The sequence below is a fragment of the Mesorhizobium sp. 2RAF45 genome, from assembly GCF_052115225.1.
Lineage (GTDB): Bacteria > Pseudomonadota > Alphaproteobacteria > Rhizobiales > Rhizobiaceae > Mesorhizobium > Mesorhizobium jarvisii.
This window is the reverse complement of the sequence record NZ_JBFRGG010000006.1, coordinates 99,292-118,724: the sequence shown is the minus strand read 5'-3', so window position 1 is coordinate 118,724 and position 19,433 is coordinate 99,292. Positions and strand designations below refer to the sequence as shown.

Annotated in this window: 19 protein-coding genes; 7 read left to right on the top strand and 12 right to left on the bottom strand. The window is 64.2% G+C overall.

Going from position 1 to position 19,433, the window contains the following annotated elements:
• Position 1: 1 nt before the first annotated feature.
• From fabI to AB4Z43_RS18200, 3 genes are all read right to left on the bottom strand, one after another.
• Complete coding sequence (fabI, locus tag AB4Z43_RS18210) at positions 2 to 820, bottom strand: enoyl-ACP reductase FabI (protein ID WP_441938657.1); 819 nt, start codon at positions 818 to 820, stop codon at positions 2 to 4.
• 105 nt (positions 821 to 925) lie between these two features.
• Positions 926 to 1,855 (bottom strand): DnaJ C-terminal domain-containing protein, encoded by a 930-nt coding sequence (locus AB4Z43_RS18205; RefSeq protein ID WP_441938656.1) that lies wholly within the window; start codon positions 1,853 to 1,855, stop codon positions 926 to 928.
• Positions 1,856 to 2,116: 261 nt separating this feature from the next.
• Positions 2,117 to 2,578, bottom strand: a complete 462-nt coding sequence (locus AB4Z43_RS18200; protein ID WP_027046613.1) for an RT0821/Lpp0805 family surface protein — start codon at positions 2,576 to 2,578, stop codon at positions 2,117 to 2,119.
• Positions 2,579 to 2,618: 40 nt separating this feature from the next.
• Between AB4Z43_RS18200 and pdxH the strand changes: the two genes are divergently transcribed.
• Positions 2,619 to 3,236, top strand: a complete 618-nt coding sequence (gene pdxH, locus AB4Z43_RS18195) for a pyridoxamine 5'-phosphate oxidase (RefSeq protein ID WP_441938655.1) — start codon at positions 2,619 to 2,621, stop codon at positions 3,234 to 3,236.
• A gap of 12 nt (positions 3,237 to 3,248) precedes the next feature.
• On the opposite strand, the gene AB4Z43_RS18190 is transcribed toward pdxH, so the two are convergent.
• Complete coding sequence (locus AB4Z43_RS18190) at positions 3,249 to 4,001, bottom strand: crotonase/enoyl-CoA hydratase family protein (RefSeq protein WP_441938654.1); 753 nt, start codon at positions 3,999 to 4,001, stop codon at positions 3,249 to 3,251.
• 31 nt (positions 4,002 to 4,032) lie between these two features.
• Positions 4,033 to 5,802, bottom strand: a complete 1,770-nt coding sequence (locus AB4Z43_RS18185) for an acyl-CoA dehydrogenase (RefSeq protein WP_441938653.1) — start codon at positions 5,800 to 5,802, stop codon at positions 4,033 to 4,035.
• Positions 5,803 to 6,016: 214 nt separating this feature from the next.
• Here AB4Z43_RS18185 and AB4Z43_RS18180 point away from each other — a divergent pair, with 214 nt between their 5' ends.
• A complete protein-coding gene (locus AB4Z43_RS18180) occupies positions 6,017 to 6,253 on the top strand; it encodes a hypothetical protein (RefSeq protein WP_064983566.1) in 237 nt (78 codons plus the stop codon).
• A 134-nt stretch (positions 6,254 to 6,387) separates the two neighbouring features.
• Positions 6,388 to 7,500 carry a glycoside hydrolase family 25 protein gene (locus tag AB4Z43_RS18175; protein ID WP_441938744.1) on the top strand — a complete coding sequence of 371 codons (1,113 nt, stop codon included), beginning with the start codon at positions 6,388 to 6,390 and terminating at the stop codon, positions 7,498 to 7,500.
• Positions 7,501 to 7,517: 17 nt separating this feature from the next.
• On the opposite strand, the gene purD is transcribed toward AB4Z43_RS18175, so the two are convergent.
• Both purD and AB4Z43_RS18165 read right to left on the bottom strand, forming a co-directional pair.
• Positions 7,518 to 8,795 carry a phosphoribosylamine--glycine ligase gene (purD, locus tag AB4Z43_RS18170; protein WP_019856953.1) on the bottom strand — a complete coding sequence of 426 codons (1,278 nt, stop codon included), beginning with the start codon at positions 8,793 to 8,795 and terminating at the stop codon, positions 7,518 to 7,520.
• Positions 8,796 to 8,949: 154 nt separating this feature from the next.
• Positions 8,950 to 9,771, bottom strand: coding sequence for a phytanoyl-CoA dioxygenase family protein (locus AB4Z43_RS18165; protein WP_441938652.1), 822 nt, complete (start codon positions 9,769 to 9,771; stop codon positions 8,950 to 8,952).
• Positions 9,772 to 9,861: 90 nt separating this feature from the next.
• Between AB4Z43_RS18165 and AB4Z43_RS18160 the strand changes: the two genes are divergently transcribed.
• Both AB4Z43_RS18160 and ubiA read left to right on the top strand, forming a co-directional pair.
• The gene (locus AB4Z43_RS18160) at positions 9,862 to 10,773 is read left to right on the top strand and encodes a LysR family transcriptional regulator (RefSeq protein ID WP_441938651.1); all 912 of its coding nucleotides are present in this window, start codon (positions 9,862 to 9,864) and stop codon (positions 10,771 to 10,773) included.
• Between the two features lie 68 nt (positions 10,774 to 10,841).
• Complete coding sequence (gene ubiA, locus AB4Z43_RS18155; protein WP_027046612.1) at positions 10,842 to 11,825, top strand: 4-hydroxybenzoate octaprenyltransferase; 984 nt, start codon at positions 10,842 to 10,844, stop codon at positions 11,823 to 11,825.
• Between the two features lie 196 nt (positions 11,826 to 12,021).
• On the opposite strand, the gene AB4Z43_RS18150 is transcribed toward ubiA, so the two are convergent.
• From AB4Z43_RS18150 to AB4Z43_RS18140, 3 genes are all read right to left on the bottom strand, one after another.
• Positions 12,022 to 12,588 (bottom strand): DUF6101 family protein, encoded by a 567-nt coding sequence (locus tag AB4Z43_RS18150; RefSeq protein WP_019856949.1) that lies wholly within the window; start codon positions 12,586 to 12,588, stop codon positions 12,022 to 12,024.
• A 184-nt stretch (positions 12,589 to 12,772) separates the two neighbouring features.
• Positions 12,773 to 14,203: an FAD-binding oxidoreductase gene (locus tag AB4Z43_RS18145; RefSeq protein ID WP_069091662.1), complete on the bottom strand. Its 1,431-nt coding sequence runs from the start codon at positions 14,201 to 14,203 to the stop codon at positions 12,773 to 12,775.
• 31 nt (positions 14,204 to 14,234) lie between these two features.
• Positions 14,235 to 15,188, bottom strand: a complete 954-nt coding sequence (locus tag AB4Z43_RS18140) for an L-threonylcarbamoyladenylate synthase (protein WP_038645368.1) — start codon at positions 15,186 to 15,188, stop codon at positions 14,235 to 14,237.
• Between the two features lie 216 nt (positions 15,189 to 15,404).
• On the opposite strand from AB4Z43_RS18140, the gene AB4Z43_RS18135 reads away from it, so the two are divergent.
• Positions 15,405 to 15,806 carry a hypothetical protein gene (locus AB4Z43_RS18135; RefSeq protein ID WP_441938650.1) on the top strand — a complete coding sequence of 134 codons (402 nt, stop codon included), beginning with the start codon at positions 15,405 to 15,407 and terminating at the stop codon, positions 15,804 to 15,806.
• Positions 15,807 to 15,988: 182 nt separating this feature from the next.
• Complete coding sequence (locus AB4Z43_RS18130; RefSeq protein WP_027046609.1) at positions 15,989 to 16,378, top strand: hypothetical protein; 390 nt, start codon at positions 15,989 to 15,991, stop codon at positions 16,376 to 16,378.
• A gap of 77 nt (positions 16,379 to 16,455) precedes the next feature.
• On the opposite strand, the gene AB4Z43_RS18125 is transcribed toward AB4Z43_RS18130, so the two are convergent.
• A complete protein-coding gene (locus AB4Z43_RS18125; RefSeq protein WP_038645364.1) occupies positions 16,456 to 16,794 on the bottom strand; it encodes a hypothetical protein in 339 nt (112 codons plus the stop codon).
• 200 nt (positions 16,795 to 16,994) lie between these two features.
• Complete coding sequence (glyS, locus tag AB4Z43_RS18120; protein ID WP_441938649.1) at positions 16,995 to 19,373, bottom strand: glycine--tRNA ligase subunit beta; 2,379 nt, start codon at positions 19,371 to 19,373, stop codon at positions 16,995 to 16,997.
• Between the last annotated feature and the right edge of the window lie 60 nt (positions 19,374 to 19,433).

Genomic DNA, 19,433 nt, shown 5'->3' with positions numbered 1-19,433 from the left:
GTTATTCCTTGACCGTCGAAATATCAGGCGCGTCGACCGCCTTCATGCCCACCACGTGATAGCCGGAATCGACATGGTGCACCTCACCGGTGACGCCACGCGACAGGTCGGACAGGAAATAGACGCCGGAATCGCCGACCTCCTCCTGCGTGACCGTCTGCTTCAGCGGCGAATTGTATTCGTTCCACTTCAGTATGTAGCGGAAGTCGCCTATGCCCGAGGCGGCCAGCGTCTTGATCGGGCCGGCCGAGATCGCGTTGACGCGGATCTTCTTGCCGCCGAGATCGACGGCAAGGTAACGCACGCTGGCTTCGAGCGCGGCCTTGGCGACGCCCATGACGTTGTAGTGCGGCATCACCTTCTCGGCGCCGTAGTAGGTCAGCGTGAGCAGTGAACCGCCCTCGATCATCAGCGCCTCGGCGCGCTTGGCGATGGTCGTGAAGGAGAACACCGAAATGTCCATGGTGCGCAGGAAATTGTCGCGCGTCGTCTCGACATAGCGGCCGGTCAGCTCGTCCTTGTCGGAGAAGGCGATGGCATGGACAAGGAAGTCGAGCTTGCCCCAATGCTTGGCGACATTGGCGAAAACCTCGTCGAGGCTCGCCGGATCGGTGACGTCGCAATGGCCGGCGACAAAGGCGCCCAGTTCCGCCGCCAACGGCTCGACACGCTTCTTGAACGCCTCGCCCTGATAGGTCAGCGCGATCTCGGCGCCGTGGTCGACGCATGCCTTGGCGATGCCGTAGGCAATCGACCTGTTGTTCGCGACGCCAAGAATAAGGCCGCGCTTGCCGGCCATCAGGCCCTGTCCACCCGCCATGTGAGCGCTCTCCGCAAGGTTTGTGCTTTGTGGAGTGCCTATCGCACAGGCACACAGCCCCTTCAAGCGCTCAAACCGGACAGTTCGGGGGACAAGAGCGCTGGATCAGCCTTTTCGACCACGCAGCAACGCTTCGAGAGCGCTGTCGCCGCCCTCCGGCAGCATGATGCGGACATGCGCGTAGAGATCGCCGTGGCCGCCGGCCTTTTCCGGCAGGCCCCTGCCCTTGAGCCGCAGGACCTTGTCCGAGCTCGACCAGGCGGGGACGTTGACCGCCAGCCTGCCGGTCGGCGTCTCGACCGGCACCTTGGCGCCGAGCACCGCATCCGTCAGCGACACCGGCAGATCGGCATGCAGGTCGCGGCCCTCGATGCGGTAGCGCGGATGCCGGCGGATATGGATCTTGACCAGCGCGTCGCCGGGCTGGCCCGGCCCCTGCTCGCCCTGCCCCTTCAGCCGGATGGTCTGGCCATCCTCGACAAAGGCCGGCAGTTTGACCGCCACCTTGCGGCCATCCGGGAACATCGCCGTCACCTTTTCGGCGGTCGCCGCTTCCTCGATGGTGACGTCGAGCGTGACGTTCAGATCAGCCGCCGTCGCCGGCTGGCGGCGGTCGCCCATGCCGGCACCGCGCGCGCCGGAAAAGGCGTCGCCGAAGATCTGGCTGAAAATATCGCTGTTGCCGTCGAACGGATCACCGCCCGGGCGCCCCGAACGGAATTCGAATCGCGAACCGCCGGCGCCTTGCTGGCGGCGAAACCCGGCAAAGGGGTCGCCGCCACCGGCGGCGCCCTCAAAACCCTGGAAGCGCGGCTTGCCGTCGGCGTCGATCTCCCCACGATCGAAAGCGGCACGGTTCTTCTCGTCGCCGACGATCTCATAGGCCTGATTGGCCGCGGCAAAACGGTCCTTCGCCTTGGGATCATTCGGATTCTGGTCCGGATGATGTTTCTTGGCGAGTTTCCGGTACGCCGATTTTATGTCCTTGGCCGATGCGTTCTTTGCAACGCCCAGGACCTCATACGGGTCGCGCATGCTTCCTGCCCTGGAAATGAGTTGAGTCCATACTTGCCCCCTATATGCGCTCGGATAGGAAGAAATTCCAGTAGCGGGTGGCCATATTGAAGGCGGAAAATCAGAGCCTGATCCGAAAGTCGGCGGCTGAGGCTTGGCGAGGGATTTTTGCCGATCCGGAAGGAGCCGATCGCAGCCGATATCGGGATATCGGCAAGATCGACGACGCGCTGGGCGGCGAAAAGACCCGCCAAGCCGACCCGATCGATTTTCGGATCAGGCTCAGAGCGCCTTGAAGCCCTGCATGCGCCAGCCGCCGGCGCTGGCCAGGCAGAGCTCGCCCTCGAACATGGCAACGCCGTCAAAGCTTTCGCGCGAAGCCTTGAAGCGGCGGCAGGTCTGGCCCCGGTCCTTCAATTCCGCGAGTTCGGTGATGGAGCCGCGTGAACCGGTGCCGGCATTGGCCCACGGCACGGCCTGGCCACCGAGCTGCTCGATGTCGGCGGAGGACACCGCATTGCCGATCGTCGTCTGGTCGGAGTCGCGATCCGAATCGGCAGGCGCCGATTGAGGCTGCGTGCTGCTGGTCAGGATCGAGCGGTCGACTTCGGCTTTTTCCAGGCTGAAGCCACCCGCGCCGCAGGCGGCAAGCGGCAAGGCGGCCGCCACGATCGCCGCTTTCGCGCTGGCCGAAGCGATAACGCTCCATTGCCTGCTGTCAAAAGCTTGCGCGATACGCGACAATCGGCAACCTCCCTGATTTCGTGACAATTTGAGAAAAACTATGAGTGACACAGAGTTAACAACCAGTGACTTTACCGAAGCGGCCGAGCCGTTTCGCCTCTTTGCCGCATGGCTTGACGACGCCACCAAGAGCGAAATCAACGATGCCAACGGCGTGGCGCTGGCGACCGTCGACGCCGAAGGCATGCCGGATGTGCGGATGGTGCTGCTGAAGGGGTTCGATGAAGGCGGCTTTGTTTTCTACACGAATTTCGAGAGTGCGAAGGGCAAGGAGATTCTTGGCAGCATGAAGGCGGCGATGTGTTTCCACTGGAAATCGCTGCGCCGCCAGGTGCGCATTCGCGGCCCGGTGGAGATCGTCAGCGATGCCGAGGCCGACGCCTACTACGCGACGCGCCCACGCGGCAGCCGCATCGGCGCCTGGGCGTCGAAGCAGTCACGGCCGCTGGAAAGCCGCTTCGCACTGGAGAAAGCTGTCGCCGAATACACGGCGCGCTACGCCATCGGCGAGATTCCGCGCCCGAAGCACTGGTCGGGTTTCCGCATCGTGCCGAAGACGATCGAGTTCTGGCACGACCGTCCATTCCGGCTGCATGACCGGGTGGTCTTTACCCGCAACGCCCAAGGCGATTGGGACAAGACGCGGCTCTATCCCTGAAAGGGCAAGGCCTCAGCTCTTCTTCCTGGTCATGAACGCGGTGAGCGCGGCGCGCGCCTCATCCGACTTCAGCCGCTCGCGAAAATGCTGGCTTTCCTCGCCGATGCGGGCAACGAGGTCGTCGCGCGAGCCGCGCATGAGATCGCGCGCGATCTTCAGCGCCTGCGGCGGCTTAGTGGCGATCTGGCTGGCGGCCGCAAGGACCGAGGCCTCCAGCGCGGCCTCCTCGACCACATCGTAGATCAAGCCGGCGGCCTTCGCGCGCTCGGCGGAAAAACCTTCGCCTAGGCCGAGCAGCGCGAAAGCGCCTTGCTGACCAAGGATGCGTGGCGCCAGCAAACTGGAGCCAGCCTCGGGCACCAGGCCAAGATCGACGAAAGGCGTCCTGAAGACGGTGCGCGGCGTGGCGAAGGTCAGGTCGCAATGCAGGTTGATCGTCGTGCCGATGCCGACCGCGATGCCGTCGACGCCGGAGACGATGGGTTTTTCGACCCTGGCCAGCGCCATCAGGAAATCCCAGACTTCCGTGCCGCCGTCACCGCCGGTGGCGACAACCATGAAATCGGCAAGATCGTTGCCGGAGGAGAAGGCGCCGGGCACGCCGAGGAAGACATGGACGCGGATCGCCGGATCGGCGTCACCCTCGGCAAGCGCCGCCGACATCTTTGCGTACATGGGACGCGTCAGCGCGTTCTTCTTGTCCGGGCGGTTCATGCGGATGATCTGGATGGCGCCCTGGCGCTCGACGAGGATATGGTCTGTCACGGTCTTCTTCCCTGGTGAGCGCTAAGAGAATTCAAGCTGATATCAGCGCCTTGCCGGCGGCAGCGAGGCTCTCCGCGCCGTCGATGACACGCTCCTTCAAGGCGCGTGCCTCGCCGAGCAGGTTTTCGGCGAAGAAGCGGCACAGGGCGATGCGATCCTGATCGGCAAGAGCGCCGCGCGCCAGATAGGCGCCGCCGGCGGCAAGCGAGATCAGCCTGAGATACGGCGTCGCTCCCGCCAGCACCTCTTCCATCCGGCCGTCGGCCGACGGTTTCTGCAGGAAGCGCGTCGCTTGCGTCAGGTCGCTAAGGGCTGCGTCGAGAGCATCGGCGGTGCGGCCGAAACCTTGCAGGTTTGAGGTCCGCACGGCGTTGGCGACGGCGGCCAGTTCGCCGATGAAGCCATGCACATGTTCGCCGCCGCCGAGCGGCAGCTTGCGGGTGACCAGATCGATCGCCTGGATGCCGTTGGTGCCCTCGTAGATCGGCGCGATGCGCGCGTCGCGGTAGAAGGCTGCTGCACCGGTTTCCTCGATGAAGCCCATGCCGCCATGCACCTGCACGCCGAGCGAGGCCACCTCGACGCCGACATCGGTCGAAAACGCCTTGGCCAGCGGCGTGAGCAGGTTGGCGCGATCACGCCAATGCGCAGCCTGATCACCATCCGAGACGCGCGCCATATCGATGGCGTGGGCGCAGGAATAACTGATCGCCCGCGCCGTCTGCGTCAGCGCCTTCATGGTCAGGAGATTGCGCTGCACGTCGGGGTGATGGACGATCGGCGCCATGCCGGCGCCGGCATAATCCGCCGCCTTGCCCTGGCGGCGCTCATTGGCATAGGCGATCGCCTTCTGGGTGGCGGCTTCCGCGACCGCGACACCCTGCATGCCGACGGCCAGGCGGGCATTGTTCATCATGGTGAACATGCAGGCGAGACCCTTGTTTTCCTCGCCGATCAGCCAGCCGATGGCGCCGGGTCCGGCGCCCTGGAAACCGTCGCCATAAATCATGGTGCAGGTCGGCGAAGCATGGATGCCGAGCTTGTGCTCGAGGCCGGAACAGAAGACGTCGTTGCGGGTGCCAAGCGAGCCATCATCGTTGACGAAAAATTTCGGCACCAGGAACAGCGAGATGCCGCGTGTGCCGGCGGGCGCATCGGGCAGCCGAGCCAGCACCAGATGGATGATGTTGTCGGTGAAATCGTGCTCGCCATAGGTGATGAAGATCTTCTGGCCGAAGATGCGGTAGGTGCCGTCGCCAGCGGGCTCGGCGCGGGCGCGCAAGGCGGCGAGATCGGAGCCCGCCTGAGGCTCGGTCAGGTTCATCGTGCCCATCCATTCGCCGGAGACGAGCCTTTCGAGATATTTCGCCTTGAGCGCTTCGGAAGCGTGCTTGTCGAGCGCTTCGACCGCGCCCATGGTCAGCGTCGGGCCGATGCCGAAGGCCATGGCGGCCGAGTTCCACATTTCGAGCGCGGCGACGCCCAGCATGGTCGGCAGCGCCTGGCCGCCATACTCTTCCGGCCCCGACAATGCGTTCCAGCCGCCATCGATCCAGCGGCGATAAAGCTCCTTCCAGCCGCGCGGCATGGTGACGGCGGCATCCCTAAGCACCGCACCCTGCTCGTCGCCGATCTTGTAGAGCGGTGCCACCTCCTCGGTGGCGAAACGGCCGGCCTCGCCAAGGACGGCGTCGACCAGGTCCTCGCCGAGATCGCCGAACCTGCCGGCATCAAGGGCGGATTTCATGCCGGCAACATGCTTCAGCGTGAACGCGATATCCTCGACCGGTGCCCGATACATGCCGCTCGATCCTCCTGATGCACCGGCCTCGCCAATCCTAGAGCCGGCGCGGCTGCAAAACCATCCGCCTTTGGGCGGTCTCCCCGTTTCTTTTTACGTAAACGTCAAACTTTGTCACGTGGATTTTGCAATCGCGCCGGCCTGTATTAAATTCGATAGGCGCCGCATCAAGCCGACCGGCGACAGACCAGAACCAGCCGACCGGAACAAGCCCATGCTCGCCAGACCCGACGCCTATCGCTGCATCGAATGCGGCTTGCCTTACCGAGCGACAGGGTTTTGGCATCATGGCGGCCAGTTGGAGCACGGTGCGGCCTACTGGTCGGATCGCGGCATATTGTGCTCGCCGCAATGTTCTCTTGCCCACCACCGCAAGCGCGCCGCCGAAGGCACGCTGCAGCAGGAGCCCGCGCCCGATCCGTTTGAATTTCAGCCCTTCAGCCGGCGCTAGCTTCCCAACGGCCTCTGCATCGAGAAGCATTTCCTTAACCATAGCGGTTCACCATCGGTGTTTGATCAACGGGGACCCCCTGTTTGAAAACGCCGGCGCACCTTCTTCGCCGCTCAGCGATCGCTCTTGCGGCGATGATGGCGCTGATATCGGCGTCAAAGGCTTCGGATTTCTCCGAGCCGTGGAAGAACGCCGACCGCGCGCTGGTGATCGACGCCTACGAATACAATTCCATCGACTGGGCGCAGTTGGCCACCGACAAGCGCATCGCCGCCTTCATCAACAAGGCGTCGGACGGCATGCCGCCGCCCTATTTTTGTTTCGGCAGCGACACCGACGTGAAGCTCTGCAAGGCGCTGTGGAAACGCCATGCGGTGACGCGCGAACTGTTTCAGACGCGCCGGGTCGTGGCCAAAGCGCTGGGACTGAAATGGGGCGCCTATCATCTCGCCCGCCCCGGCAATCCGGTCGAGCAGGCCAATAATTTCCTCGATTTCGCCGATCCGGCACCGGACGATCTCATGGCGCTCGACATCGAGGGCATCGATCCCTCGCAATGGATGTCGCTCGACGATGCGGAGGAGTTCGTGCGCCAGGTGCATCGGCGCATCGGCCGCTTCCCGGTACTCTACACCAACGGCAAGACCGCGCAGTACATCGCCGACAACCGCTACAAGTACCGGCTCTTGTCGCGGCTGCCGCTTTGGTACGCACGCTACAAGCCTGATATCGACGTGCATTTTCCGATGGGCAACTGGCAGGGCTACGCGCTCTGGCAATTTTCCGCGCAAGCCAATTGCGGCCGCTTCCGCTGCCCCTACAGGGTGGCCGGCACGCCCAATGACATCGACGTCAACGTCGTGCCGGCGGATGCCGCCATGCTGCGCCAGCGATGGCCCTTTGGCGGGCTCATCGACGTGCCATCCGACTATCTTGCCAGCGTGCCGGTGCCGCTGTCGCGCGAAGCAGCGCTCGCCGGCAAGACCACCCTCATCTATGCGGATGTGGCAACGCCGCCGACCTTCGAGGAAATGGTCGCGGTGCTCGGTTCGCGCTGGTCCAAATTCCGCGACGGGTTCCGCATGCCCGTTGTGAAGACGGTGCCGCGCAGGCCGGGCTTCGGCATCGTGCAATATGTCGCCTGGAAGCGGACCGGGCAACGCTCACCCGAGCAGTTGGACGCCGCCCTTGCCGCGGCCGACCCCGTGAGCACCGGTTCGACCGAAATCGATCGCGGTCAGCCGTAGGCCGCCGCTCCGAAATCTCAGCTCGCCCGCTCGCGCGCCACGGCCTGCCAGCCGATGTCGCGGCGGCAAAATCCGTCCGGCCAATCGATCCGGTCGAGCGCGGCATAGGCCCGCTTCTGCGCCTCGCCGACCGTGGCGCCGGTGGCGGTGACATTGAGGACGCGGCCGCCATTGGCGACCAGCGCGCCGCCGTTGATGGCGGTGCCGGCATGGAAGATCTGGACGCCTTCGCCCGCCGCTTCCCCGACGCCGCGGATGACCGAGCCTTTTTCCGGCGTGCCGGGATAGCCCCGCGCCGCCATCACTACGGTGAGTGCTGCCTCATCGCGCCAGCGTATGGACGTGTGCGCCAGCTGACCGTCGACGGCGGCGTTGAGCAGCACCAGCAGGTCGTCCTTGAGCCGCATCATCAGCACCTGGCATTCCGGATCGCCGAAGCGGGTATTGTATTCGATCAGCTTCGGCCCCTTGTCTGATATCATCAGCCCGGCAAAGAGAATGCCGGCGAAGGGCGCGCCAAGCTCGGCCATGCCGCGCATCGTCGGCTCGATGATCTCGCGCATGGTGCGCTCAATCATTTCCGGCGTCATCACCGGCGCCGGGGAATAGGCGCCCATACCGCCGGTGTTGGGGCCGACATCGCCGTCGCCGACACGCTTGTGGTCCTGTGCCGTGCCGAAAGGCAGCGCGGTCGTGCCGTCGCAGAGGCAGAAGAAGCTCGCCTCCTCGCCGGTCATGAATTCCTCGACCACCACCTCCGCACCGGCTGCGCCGAAGGAGCCCTCGAAGCAGGCATCGAGGGCCGCCCGCGCCTCGTCCAGCGTCATGGCGACCGTGACACCCTTGCCGGCGGCGAGCCCATCGGCCTTGATGACGATCGGCGCACCCGTCTTTTCGACATAGGCCTTGGCCGAGGCCAGATCGTTGAAACGGCCATAGGCGGCGGTGGGGATGTCGTATCGGGCGCAGAGGTCCTTGGTGAAACCCTTGGAGCCTTCCAGCCGCGCGGCGGCCTTCGAAGGCCCGAAGACGCGGATGTTTTCGGCGCGCAAATCGTCCGCGATACCGGCGACAAGCGGCCCTTCCGGACCGACGACGACGAGGTCGATCTTCTTCTCCCGGCAGAAGGAGGCGACAGCGGCGTGGTCGGTGATATCCATCTTCACCAGTTCGGCCTCAGCGCCGATGCCGGGATTACCGGGGGCCGCGTAAAGCTTGGTCAGCAGCGGCGAGGCGGCGATCTTCCAGGCAAGCGCATGTTCGCGGCCGCCGGAGCCCAGAAGAAGAACGTTCATGGCCACCTCTTGATGCTAACCCTGGAGAGCACCCGCTATTGCTCTCCGGGCGACGGGTCAAGGCATCAGGGTGTTTTGATCCGAATTGCGCACGGGAACGTTATCCCCGGCCGAATATGGGCGCCGAATTCCGGCGCCCATATTCTGGCCCGCTTCAGCCGGGAAAGACCACCGGGAACCAGTCTTCGCGCAATTTCTGCCCCGGCCGCATGCCATGGCCGTGATAGGGCGGCGAGGTACGACCCGGCCGCTCGACATAGTGGGCATCGTCGCCGACCCAGCGCAGCGACAGCGCCCGGCGCCGCGCCGCGGTTAGATTGCCGCGCGCGCCATGCGCGGTGCGGAAGTGGAACAGGATGGCGTCGCCCGGCTCCATCTCCCATTCGAGCACTTTCATCGACGGGTCGTTGTCGGGATCCGGCACCGGCAAATAGTCGCCTTCGCCGGCATAAAAATTGCTGTCGTCGAGCCAGCGCACGGGCAGGATCATCTTGTCCCATTTGTGCGAGCCGGCGATCAGGCGCAGCGTTGCCTCCTTCACCGGATCGATGGGGATCCAGAAGCTGACCGTCTGCTGGCCATCGACGAAGTAATAGGGGATATCCTGATGCCAGGGCGTCGGCTTCTGCGTGCCGGGCTCCTTGACCAGAACGTGATCGTGGAAGAACTGCGCGGTGCGCGACTGCATCACCGCCGCCGCCAGTTCGGCGGCCGGCGACTTCCGCACCAACTCGACGAATTCGGGAATGCGCTCCCAGTTGCAGTAATCGTCGAAGAAACTGCCGCGGCCATTGGCGATGTCGGACGCGGTGGCGCTGCGGTTTTGCATGTTGCGCTCGATGCCGGCGGCAATCGTGTCGACCCAGCCCTTGAACGCGCCGCGGATACAAACCGCGCCGTCACGCTGGTAGTCGGCAATCGTCTCCGCATCGATCAGGCTGGTGTCGATGGCGCGGGCAGCAGTCTGGGGAGCCATGGTGTCCTCCTTTCAGGATCGGGACGACTATCGCAACCCGCATTCATTCAGTAAAATAATAACTTCTCATCTGATACATAGAATCAGACTATGAGAATCAGCCTCACCCAATTGCGTTATCTGGTCGCTGTCGCCCGCCACGGCAGCGTCACCGGCGCGGCCAGGGCGTTGAACATTTCGCAGCCCTCGATTTCGGTGGCGATCGACGCGATCGAAAAGGATTTCGGGCAAAAACTGTTCGTGCGCCAGCGCGGCAGCGGCGTCTCGCTGACCTCCTTCGGCCGCGTCGTCGTGGCCAAGGCAAAACAGGTTCTTGCCGAGACCGACGAACTGATGAGCCTGGGGGCGGGCAATTCGGCCGTCGGCGGCGAGTTGGTGCTTGGATGTTTCGAGGATCTGGCGCCCTATTTCGCGCCGGGTCTGATCCGCGCTTTTTCCGAACGCCATCCAGACGTCACGGTGATCGTTCGCGACGAAACGTTCGAGACGCTCGGGCGGCGTCTGACGGATGCCGCCATCGATCTCGGCCTCAGCTATGATCTTGGCCTGCCCGCGCATTTCGCCCGCATCCTGCTGCACGAGCTGCGGCCGCATGCATTGCTGCCGGCAGGTCATGCGCTGGTGGACTATCCCGAGGTCAGCCTGGCGGATCTGACGGCCTATCCGCTGATCACGACGGACCAGCCGCACAGCTGGCAGCACATGCTCGACCTGTTCCGTGGCCGTGGCCTCTCGCCGGTGGCCGACAGGGCGACAAGCTCGTTCGAACTCCAGCGCAGCATGGTAGCGAACGGATTTGGCGTCGCCGTCAGCTACACCCGCCCGCACGGCGACCGCAGCTATGATGGACTGCCCCTGATCTGCAAGCCGCTGTCGGATCCTCTGCCGATGCAACGCATCATCCTCACCTATGACACGCATCAGCGCGTGTCGAACGCGGCACTGGCATTTGTCGAGACGGCGAAGGCCTGGTTTTCCACGCGCGACATCTTCGCGTCGTGACGGGTTGGCGGCCGTCCCTCGCCCGCTTGCCGCTTGACGGTTTCCGCGGCTGCTGCCACTCCATGGACATGGAACCTATCCAGTCGAAAGCGGCCCAAGGCCGTGTTGCCGATGCACCGAACGGACATTGGGTCTATCGCGTGCTGCCGCGCGCGGTTTGGCCCTATGCGCAGCTCGCGCGATGGGACAGGCCGATCGGCTGGCAATTGCTTTTGTGGCCGTGCTGGTGGTCGGCGGCGCTCGCGGCAAGCGCCTATCCCCGCCCCGGCGACCCGCTGCTCTCGCTGCTGCCGGCGCCATTGTATCTCGTGCTGTTCCTGGTCGGCGCCATCGCCATGCGCGGCGCCGGCTGCACCTATAACGACATCGTCGACGAAGGCATCGACAACCAGGTCGAACGCACCCGCTCGCGTCCGCTGCCATCGGGGCAGACCACACGCCGTCGGGCCTGGCTGTTTCTTGTCCTGCAGGCCCTGGTCGGCCTTGCCGTGCTTCTGCAGTTCAACAGCTTCGCCATCCTGCTCGGCATCTGCTCGCTGGTGATCGTCGCTATCTATCCATTCATGAAGCGGATAACCAACTGGCCGCAATTGTTTCTCGGCCTTGCCTTTTCCTGGGGCGCGCTGATGGGATGGGCGGTCGAGTTCGGCGATCTCGATGGCCCCGCCATCATGCTCTATATCGGCTCGATCCTGTGGGTGATCGGCTACGACACGATCTATGCGCACCAGGACAAGGAAGACGATGCCATTGTCGGCGTGCGCTCGACGGCGCGGCTGTTCGGCGACAACACCAAGGCATGGCTGGCCGGGCTTTATGGCGGCACCCTGATCTGCTTCGCCATCGCCTTCGCCTCGGCGCAGGCGCCCGTTGTAGCGCTCGCCGGACTGATCGCCGCCGGCGCCCACATGGCGCGGCAGATCGCGGTTCTGGATATCAACGATCCGGACCAATGCCTGCGGCTGTTCCGGTCGAACAACCAGGTCGGCTGGCTGATCTTCCTCGGCCTGATCGGCGGCGCATTGTGGGTGGCGCTGAAGCCGCTGGTGTAGTCTTCCTTCTCGCCGTCACTATACGGGGAGAAGGTGGCGGCAGCCGGATGAGGGGCAGCGCCAACCTTCAAGGTGAGAGGTTCAGCGGCGACACAACTCAACTAAGTCTTAAGGTAGTGACCAAACACTCAGGTCGGCGCTGCCCCTCATCGCCCTGCCGGGCACTTCGCCCCGTATAGTGACGGGGAGAAGAAGGCTAGTCGCGTGAAATGATCTCCTGGCCGTCGATGACCAGCCTGAGACCGAGGTTGCCGGCCCTGCGGCGGGCAAGGAAGCGCGGGCGGCGCGTGTTGGAAACGCGGCCCTTGCGGCGATCCTGCGGCGGCAGCGTCTTGATGGCGGCGCCGAGCGATTCTTCCAGGGTGCGGGCGACGCCGTCCGATTCGATCAACAGCATCGGCAGGCGGTAGGCATCGGCCCAGGCGCGCCAGTCGGCGGCGACATCGTCGAGATCGTCGGCCACCAGCAGCGGCACCGACAGCATCGGATCATTGTGCAGGAGTTCCAGGGTCACCGTGACATTGCCTTCCGGATCCTCCATCGCGCGGGCGGCGACGCCGCGGAACGCATTGGCCGGCAGGGCGATGATCGCCGGTAAGCCGCTCATCTCGAGCATGCGGCGGATCACGGCGCCACGGTGGTCGATGGTGAACGTCACGTCGCCATAATCGTCGCGCGTGGCGTAGCTGACCATCTGGGGCAGTCGGAATGGGTCGAGGCGCATGTTGCGTCCCGCCCAGACTGGCTTCAGTCCGGTGTTCATAGAGTGCCTTCCTGTCTGTCTCCTGAGAGCCGGTGTCCGGTTCTCTCCGGGCCAGTTTTCCCGGCCTCGTTATGGGGAAACAGTAGCGCGGGCTCCTTACCGCCGCGCTTAAGAAAGTCGGTTAAATTTTGCTGATCTCAGGGATGGTTATCGGAATGCCACCGGCCACAAGATGTTGAAAGGATCAGATAACCTTACCGGGATTCATGATGCCGGCGGGATCAAAGGCAGCCTTTACCCGGCGCATCAGATCGATGGCCATCGGCGGCGCCGTGGCGATCAGTTCGTCGCGCTTCAACTGGCCGATGCCGTGCTCGGCCGAGATCGAACCGTGGAAGGAGCGCACGACATCGTGCACCGCCTTGTTCATAGGATGGTAGAGGGCGAGAAACGCCTCGTCGTCGCCATCGACGGGCCGCGAGATGTTATAGTGAAGATTGCCGTCGCCCATGTGGCCGAAGCAGACCACGCGGGCGCCGGCGCTGACCGACGCCACCGCGCCGGCCGCCTCTTCGATGAAGCGCGGGATCGATGCGATCGGCACCGAAATATCGTGCTTGATCGAGGCACCCTCCGGCTTCTGGCACTCGGGCAGCGTCTCGCGGAAATTCCAGAAAGCGTCGCCCTGGGCAAGGCTGGCCGCGACCACCGCATCGCCAACGATGCCTTGCTCGAGACCATCCGCCAGCACCTCCTCGATCAGTTCCCGGCCATCGGCTTCCGAGCGGCCGGAGGAAACCTGCATCAAGACATACCAGGGCCAGTCGTCGGCCAGCGGCCGCACGACACCTTGACCATGCCTGAGTGTGAAATCGTAAGGTCTCTTACCGATCAATTCGAAGGCGGTGAGCGAAGCGCCGGCGCGGTCCATCGCCAGGCTGAACAGCGACAGTGCCGCTTCGGCAGACGACAGGCCGGCGAACGCGACCTCACGCCCCTTCGGCTTCGGGAACAGCTTCAGCACGGCGGCGGTGATGACGCCGAGCGTGCCTTCGGCACCGACGAACAGGTCCTTCAAATCGTAGCCGGTGTTGTCCTTCTTCAGCTTGCGCAGATCGTCGAAGACCTCGCCTGTCGGCAGCACCACTTCGACACCGAGGCAGAGTTCGCGCGCATTGCCGTAGGCAAGCACGCCGGTGCCGCCGGCGTTGGAGGAAAGGTTGCCGCCGATCTGGCAGGAGCCTTGCGCGGCGAGCGACAGCGGAAACAGCCGGTCGGCGGCGTCGGCCGCTTCCTGCAGCGTCTGCAGAATGACGCCGGCCTCCGCCGTCACTGTGTTGGACAGGACGTCGATCTCGCGGATGCGGTTCAGCCGCGACAGCGACAGGATGATCTCGCGACCGGATCTGTCGGGCACCTGGGCGCCGACCAGCCCGGTGTTGCCGCTTTGCGGCACGACCGGCGTTCCGGTCTCGGTCGCTAGCCTCATGATGCGGCTGACCTCGTCGACACTGCCCGGCCGCAGCACCAGCGACGTCGCGCCATGCCAGAGCCCGCGCCGCTCGATAAGATAGGGCGCGATGTCCTGCTCATCGCGCAGCGCGTATTTGTCACCGACGATCGCCGCAAAGCGGTCGATGAGAGCGGGATCGAGTTTTTGCAAAATTTCGGTCATGCGGCAAAACTATGTTGTGGGGTGTGCGTTGTCACCGGGGGGCGGCTGCACGCGAGAGCCGGTCGTTGATGGCCTCGCCGAGCCCACCGAAGGGAATCGTCTCCACAGCGATGGTACGCGCGCCGCTGCGATCGAGTGCCTGCATATAGGCGAAAAGATTGCTCGCCGCCTCGCGCAGGTCCCCTGATACGGACAGGTTGAGGAAGGCTGTAGCATTGCGCCAGCCTTCGGCCCGGTTGCCGCCGAAGCCGAGCAACGCTTCGCCCTCGCCGACCATTCCGGCATTGAGCCGCATGGCAGCACCTGGCGCATAGTGCGAGGCGAGCATGCCTGGCGCCTCGATGCCCGCCCCTCCACCGCGCAACAGCTCCATGCCGATGGCCGCCTCGATCTCCTCGGCGGCAATGCCGCCGGGCCGGAGTAGGCGCACTCCTGCCCCTTCGGCCTTGACGATGGTCGATTCCAGCCCGACCGGCGTCGCGCCGCCATCGACGACCAGCTTGATGCGGGCGCCGAGATCGGCCGCCACCGCTTGTGCCGTCGTCGCGCTGATCCTGCCGGAAGAATTGGCGCTGGGCGCGGCAAGCGGCCGGCCGAGCTTTGCGATCAGGTTGCCGCCAAAGCCCCTCGGCATGCGCAAGGCGATCGTGTCGAGCCCGGCCGTGACCAGCGGATGGATGCCGTTGCCAGGCCGCTGCGGCAGCACCAGCGTCAGTGGACCCGGCCAGAACGCCTGCGCGAGTTTCTTCGACAGCGGATCGAACAGGGCGATGCGCTCGGCCATGGCCATGTCGGCGACATGGGCAATCAGCGGATTGAAGCGCGGCCGCCCCTTGGCCTCGAAGATGCGCGCCACGCCGATGCCGTTGGTGGCATCGCCGGCAAGCCCGTAGACGGTTTCCGTCGGGATGGCGACGACATCGCCGCCCTCAAGCAAAGCCAGCGCCCGCTCCAACGCCTCGCCGACGGCAAGTATCTCAGCCACTCTCGTCACCTCGCAGATGCCGGCTGCGTAGTACGATGGCGGCTGTTGGGCAAGCCGGCTGTTCGGCAAGAGAGGGTCTTGGCGATTTATCAATCCCTAAAATGCTATGTTTGTGCGAAAGCCGGCATCAATTCCGGCCTGCTATTGAGCAGCTTCTGGGCAAGGGGAGCTATATCAGTGTCTGTGCGCGTATTGCTGGGAATAACTCTGGCCACGATGGCCAGCGGAGCTCAGGCCTCGTCCCTGGTCTTTCCCGCCGCCCCGGCCGCGACGCCCTCCATCCTGGTGCTGAAGGCGGCTGATATCAAGGCAAGCGATGTGGTGTCCGTCGTCGCGCTCGGCGAGCCCGACGTCACTTATGAGAAGGTGGCGGCGATCCCCAACGCGCCCGAGGCAGGGCACGGCTTCATGCCAAGCCCGATGATCATCCGCGGCGGCATCGTCGGCGGCGATTTCTCGACGCCGACGCAAGCCAAGGCACCAGCCGCGACCACCGCCGCGGCTCCTGCCCCGGCCCAGGCGACCGCCTCGGCGGCTCCGGCGTCGGGCACGCAGAGGAAGCCGGCCGCACCGGCAGCCGCACCGAAGCCCGTTCCCGGGGTCGGCAAGGTCAAGTAGCGGCCACGAATTGCTGGACTAGTCAGCTCGTTGACAGCTTGATGGTGCCCTGCGCACCATTGTCGCGCGAGTTCGTGCCGGCATATCTGGCTGCTCGAAGCCGCCGCCTGAATTTGGTCAAGCGATTCAGGAAAAGGGGTGGCTCTGGCAGACGAGCTTCGTCGTTTCAAAGGGGGTTGATCATGAGACTATCCAAGACCGTTACCGTGGCCGGGCTTCTGCTGGCATCGCTGCTGGGCGCCGGTACAGCGCAAGCCGATGACATGCTGGGGTCCTATGTCGCGCGCATTTCCGATCGGGATCATCAGGCGAGCGACGGCTATGCGCTGGACAGCGCCGCGCAGATGGTGCGGCAGGACCGCGCCAACTGGCACAAATTCCATCGCCGCGACAGCGACGATGAGGGTGATGCCTGGTTCAGGACCAACGACCAGCGCGCCGATCTGCAGCGCATGCTGGAACGTCCCGGCGCGATGAGTTCGTCGACCAAGCGCGCCATCGTCAATGGCGAACCGCTGATCCAGGTCGACGTCTACGAGGACAGCGTGCGCGTCAGCATCCTGGAGAACTGACAAGCGCCCGGGAAGACGGATAAAAAGGGGCGGCGCCGATGCGCCGCCCTTCTTCTCGACAGAGCCGGATTGAAATCTCAGGCCGCTTCTTCCTTGTCGTCCTCGTCTTCCTCTGACGCGCTGTCTTCGGATTCTTCGTCGCCTTCGGCCTTCACGGCGTCGTCGGCGTCGTCCTCGTCTTCGTCGTCATCGCCCGAGAGCTTGGCGGCTTCAGCGCCGTCTTCGTCAGACTCTTCGCCGTCTTCGTCTTCGTCGTCGCCTTCTTCTTCGTCGCCATCCTCCTCGTCGTCAGAGTGATCGGCGGCATCGACCGCCGTCGCACCGGCATGGTCGAGGACGGTTTCGGAAGCGGATTCAAGCGCCTCGGCGGCGGCCGAGGTTTCTTCAGTCACTTCGATGTCGTGATCGGAATTCATGGAAGCCTCCGTTGGGTTGGGGAACATGTCCCTTTTGCCACGGAGAGATCATCGTCATATGACTGTAAGCCGGCTCGAACGGCCGGCTCGCAGATATTATTTTTCTCAGGCCTGCGGCCTTTTTATCTGAGCATGATCGCCGGACAAACGAAAACCGTTTGTCCGAGAAAACCGGCACCAACTTTTTTGGATCATGCTACTCAGCCGGCGATTTTCGCGAAGTCCGCGACCTGACCGGTGGCCGCACGGATGCGAGCGAGCAGCGCCAGACGATTGGCACGTACGGACAAGTCCTCATCATTCACGAGAACATGCTCAAAGAATGAATCAACGGGTTCGCGCAACGCGCTAAGCGCCAGCATGGCGGCGGAAAAGTCTTCGTTTTGAATCGCTTCGCCGGCTTGCTTCTCGGCCTGATTCACCGCCGAAAACAGCAATTTCTCGGCATTCTCCTTGAACAGAGCCGGCTCAACGGTTTCGGCGACAGCCGTTTTCTTCTTCTCCTCGGCGGCCAGGATGTTGGCCGCGCGCTTGGTGCCGGCAAGCAGGTTCTTGCCGTCCTCGGTGTCGAGGAAGGAGCCGAGCGCTTCGACGCGGCGGACGATCTGCAAGAGATCGTCGGACTGTGGGGTGATGACGGCGTCAATGAGGTCGTGTCGGGCGCCCTGGTCGCGGAGGTAGACTTTCAGGCGGTCGTGGAAGAAGGCAACGAGGTCGGCGATGAATGGCGACGGCGATGTATTCAGCTCCATCAGACGCTGGCCATCGAAGAACTCTCGCTCCTGATCGGCGGAGCCAAAAGTTTCTGCACTTGCGTTGGCCAGCCCGCCTTTCAACAAGTTGGAAATCAGGCCTGCTTCCGACAACAGCTGGCTTGTCCCCTTGTAATCGCGAATGCGGGAATCGAGCATCGCGACCACGCCACGGCTGTCTGCGCCCTCGCCTTTTTGTTTGTATACAGCGAGGGCCGACGAGACCGCGGCCGCAATGGCAACGCCCAGCGAAAGCTTGAGCTTGTTTTCCAGAATGGTCCTCACCACGCCCAGCGCCGCACGACGCAGAGCATACGGGTCCTTCGACCCCGTTGGCTTTTCGTCGATGGCCCAGAAGCCGACCAGCGTATCGAGCTTGTCGGCAAGCGCGACGGCGACCGACACCGGATCGCTCGGCACGTAGTCGGACGGGCCTTGCGGCTTGTAATGTTCCTCGATGGCCGCGGCCACGGACGGGTGCTCGCCTTGGAGCAGCGCATATTTGCGGCCCATGGCGCCCTGCAATTCGGGGAATTCGCCGACGACTTCAGTGGTGAGATCGGCCTTGGCGAGAACCGCCGCGCGAGCGGCGAGAGCCGGGTCAGCACCGACGGTCGGCGCCAGTTCTTCGGCGAGCCGCCTGATCCGCTCCACCCGCTCGCCTTGTGTGCCGAGCTTGGCGTGGAACGTCACATTGAGATGGTCGAGCCGGGCCATGCGCTGGTCGAGCGGCTTTTTCAGGTCGAGGTCAAACTTTTTCGCCGAGGCTTCGAGCCGGCCCAGATCAGGCAGATCGCCCTGGTCGGTCGTCCAGAAATAGAGCGCGTCGGAGAGGCGGGCGCGCACCACCTTGCCGTTGCCGTGCGCGATCTCCTTGCCACCGTCCCTGGCCTCGATGTTGGCGGTGAGGATGAAGCGGTTGGACAGCGCTTCGCCTTCACCTTGCGGGCGCGTGACAAAGCACTTCTGGTTGGCGCGGATGGTCAGCCGGATCACCTCGGCCGGAATGGCGAGGAAATCCTCTTCGAACTCGCCCATCAGCACGACAGGCCATTCGACGAGACCGGACACTTCCTCCAACAGCCCTTCATCCTCGACCAAATCGAGCCCATTGGCGAAAGCGAGGTTGCGGGCGTCGGCAAGGATGATCTCCTTGCGCCGGTCGGCGTCGAGCACTACCTTTGCCGCTTCCAGCTTGCTCACATAATCGTCGAACCGGCGTACGGTGATTTCGCCCGGCGCCAGAAAGCGGTGGCCGTAGGTGATGTTGCCGGAGCGGATGCCGTCGATCTCGAAATCGACCACGACCGGCTCCTCGGTTTCCGGGCCGAAGGTGCACAGGATCGATTGCAGCGGCCGCACCCAGCGCAGCGAGCCTGGCTTGGCCGAGGCGGGCCCCCAGCGCATCGATTTCGGCCAGGGGAAATTGCGAATAATGCCCGGGACCAGTTCCGCGATGATCTCTTCGGCCGCCCTGCCCGGCTTCGAAATGTGGGCGACATAGAAGTCGCCCTTCTTCGGGTCGGAATGGACATGCGCCTCGGCGACCGAGGACAGCCCCGCCTTGCGCAGGAACCCCTGGACCGCCTGCTCGGGCGCCGTCGTCGATGGTCCCTTGATCTCTTCGCGGATGTCCTTCGAGCGCGCCGTCAGGCCCCTGATGTCGAGCGTCAGGCGCCGCGGCGTCCAGTATTCGCGCGCCGCCTCATAGGTCAGCCCCGCCTCGACCAGACCGTCGGTCAGCATCTTCTTGAGATCACCCGCCGCCTTGCGCTGCATGCGGGCGGGGATTTCCTCGGAGCGAAGTTCTAGAAGCAGGTCGGGCATAGGGTCAGCTCATGCGGGAGAGTGGTCCGGGCGGGGCATAGCAACTCGGCTGGCCGCTGT

Bases quoted from the DNA above. Each gene is read 5' to 3' on its own strand.
- fabI (WP_441938657.1), bottom strand. From the start codon at position 820: ATGGCGGGTGGACAGGGCCTGATGGCCGGCAAGCGCGGCCTTATTCTT.
- AB4Z43_RS18205 (WP_441938656.1), bottom strand. From the start codon at position 1,855: ATGCGCGACCCGTATGAGGTCCTGGGCGTTGCAAAGAACGCATCGGCC.
- pdxH (WP_441938655.1), top strand. From the start codon at position 2,619: ATGAGTGACACAGAGTTAACAACCAGTGACTTTACCGAAGCGGCCGAG.
- AB4Z43_RS18185 (WP_441938653.1), bottom strand. From the start codon at position 5,802: ATGTATCGGGCACCGGTCGAGGATATCGCGTTCACGCTGAAGCATGTT.
- AB4Z43_RS18180 (WP_064983566.1), top strand. From the start codon at position 6,017: ATGCTCGCCAGACCCGACGCCTATCGCTGCATCGAATGCGGCTTGCCT.
- AB4Z43_RS18175 (WP_441938744.1), top strand. From the start codon at position 6,388: ATGATGGCGCTGATATCGGCGTCAAAGGCTTCGGATTTCTCCGAGCCG.
- purD (WP_019856953.1), bottom strand. From the start codon at position 8,795: ATGAACGTTCTTCTTCTGGGCTCCGGCGGCCGCGAACATGCGCTTGCC.
- AB4Z43_RS18165 (WP_441938652.1), bottom strand. From the start codon at position 9,771: ATGGCTCCCCAGACTGCTGCCCGCGCCATCGACACCAGCCTGATCGAT.
- AB4Z43_RS18160 (WP_441938651.1), top strand. From the start codon at position 9,862: ATGAGAATCAGCCTCACCCAATTGCGTTATCTGGTCGCTGTCGCCCGC.
- ubiA (WP_027046612.1), top strand. From the start codon at position 10,842: ATGGAACCTATCCAGTCGAAAGCGGCCCAAGGCCGTGTTGCCGATGCA.
- AB4Z43_RS18150 (WP_019856949.1), bottom strand. From the start codon at position 12,588: ATGAACACCGGACTGAAGCCAGTCTGGGCGGGACGCAACATGCGCCTC.
- AB4Z43_RS18145 (WP_069091662.1), bottom strand. From the start codon at position 14,203: ATGACCGAAATTTTGCAAAAACTCGATCCCGCTCTCATCGACCGCTTT.
- AB4Z43_RS18135 (WP_441938650.1), top strand. From the start codon at position 15,405: ATGGCCAGCGGAGCTCAGGCCTCGTCCCTGGTCTTTCCCGCCGCCCCG.
- AB4Z43_RS18130 (WP_027046609.1), top strand. From the start codon at position 15,989: ATGAGACTATCCAAGACCGTTACCGTGGCCGGGCTTCTGCTGGCATCG.
- AB4Z43_RS18125 (WP_038645364.1), bottom strand. From the start codon at position 16,794: ATGAATTCCGATCACGACATCGAAGTGACTGAAGAAACCTCGGCCGCC.
- glyS (WP_441938649.1), bottom strand. From the start codon at position 19,373: ATGCCCGACCTGCTTCTAGAACTTCGCTCCGAGGAAATCCCCGCCCGC.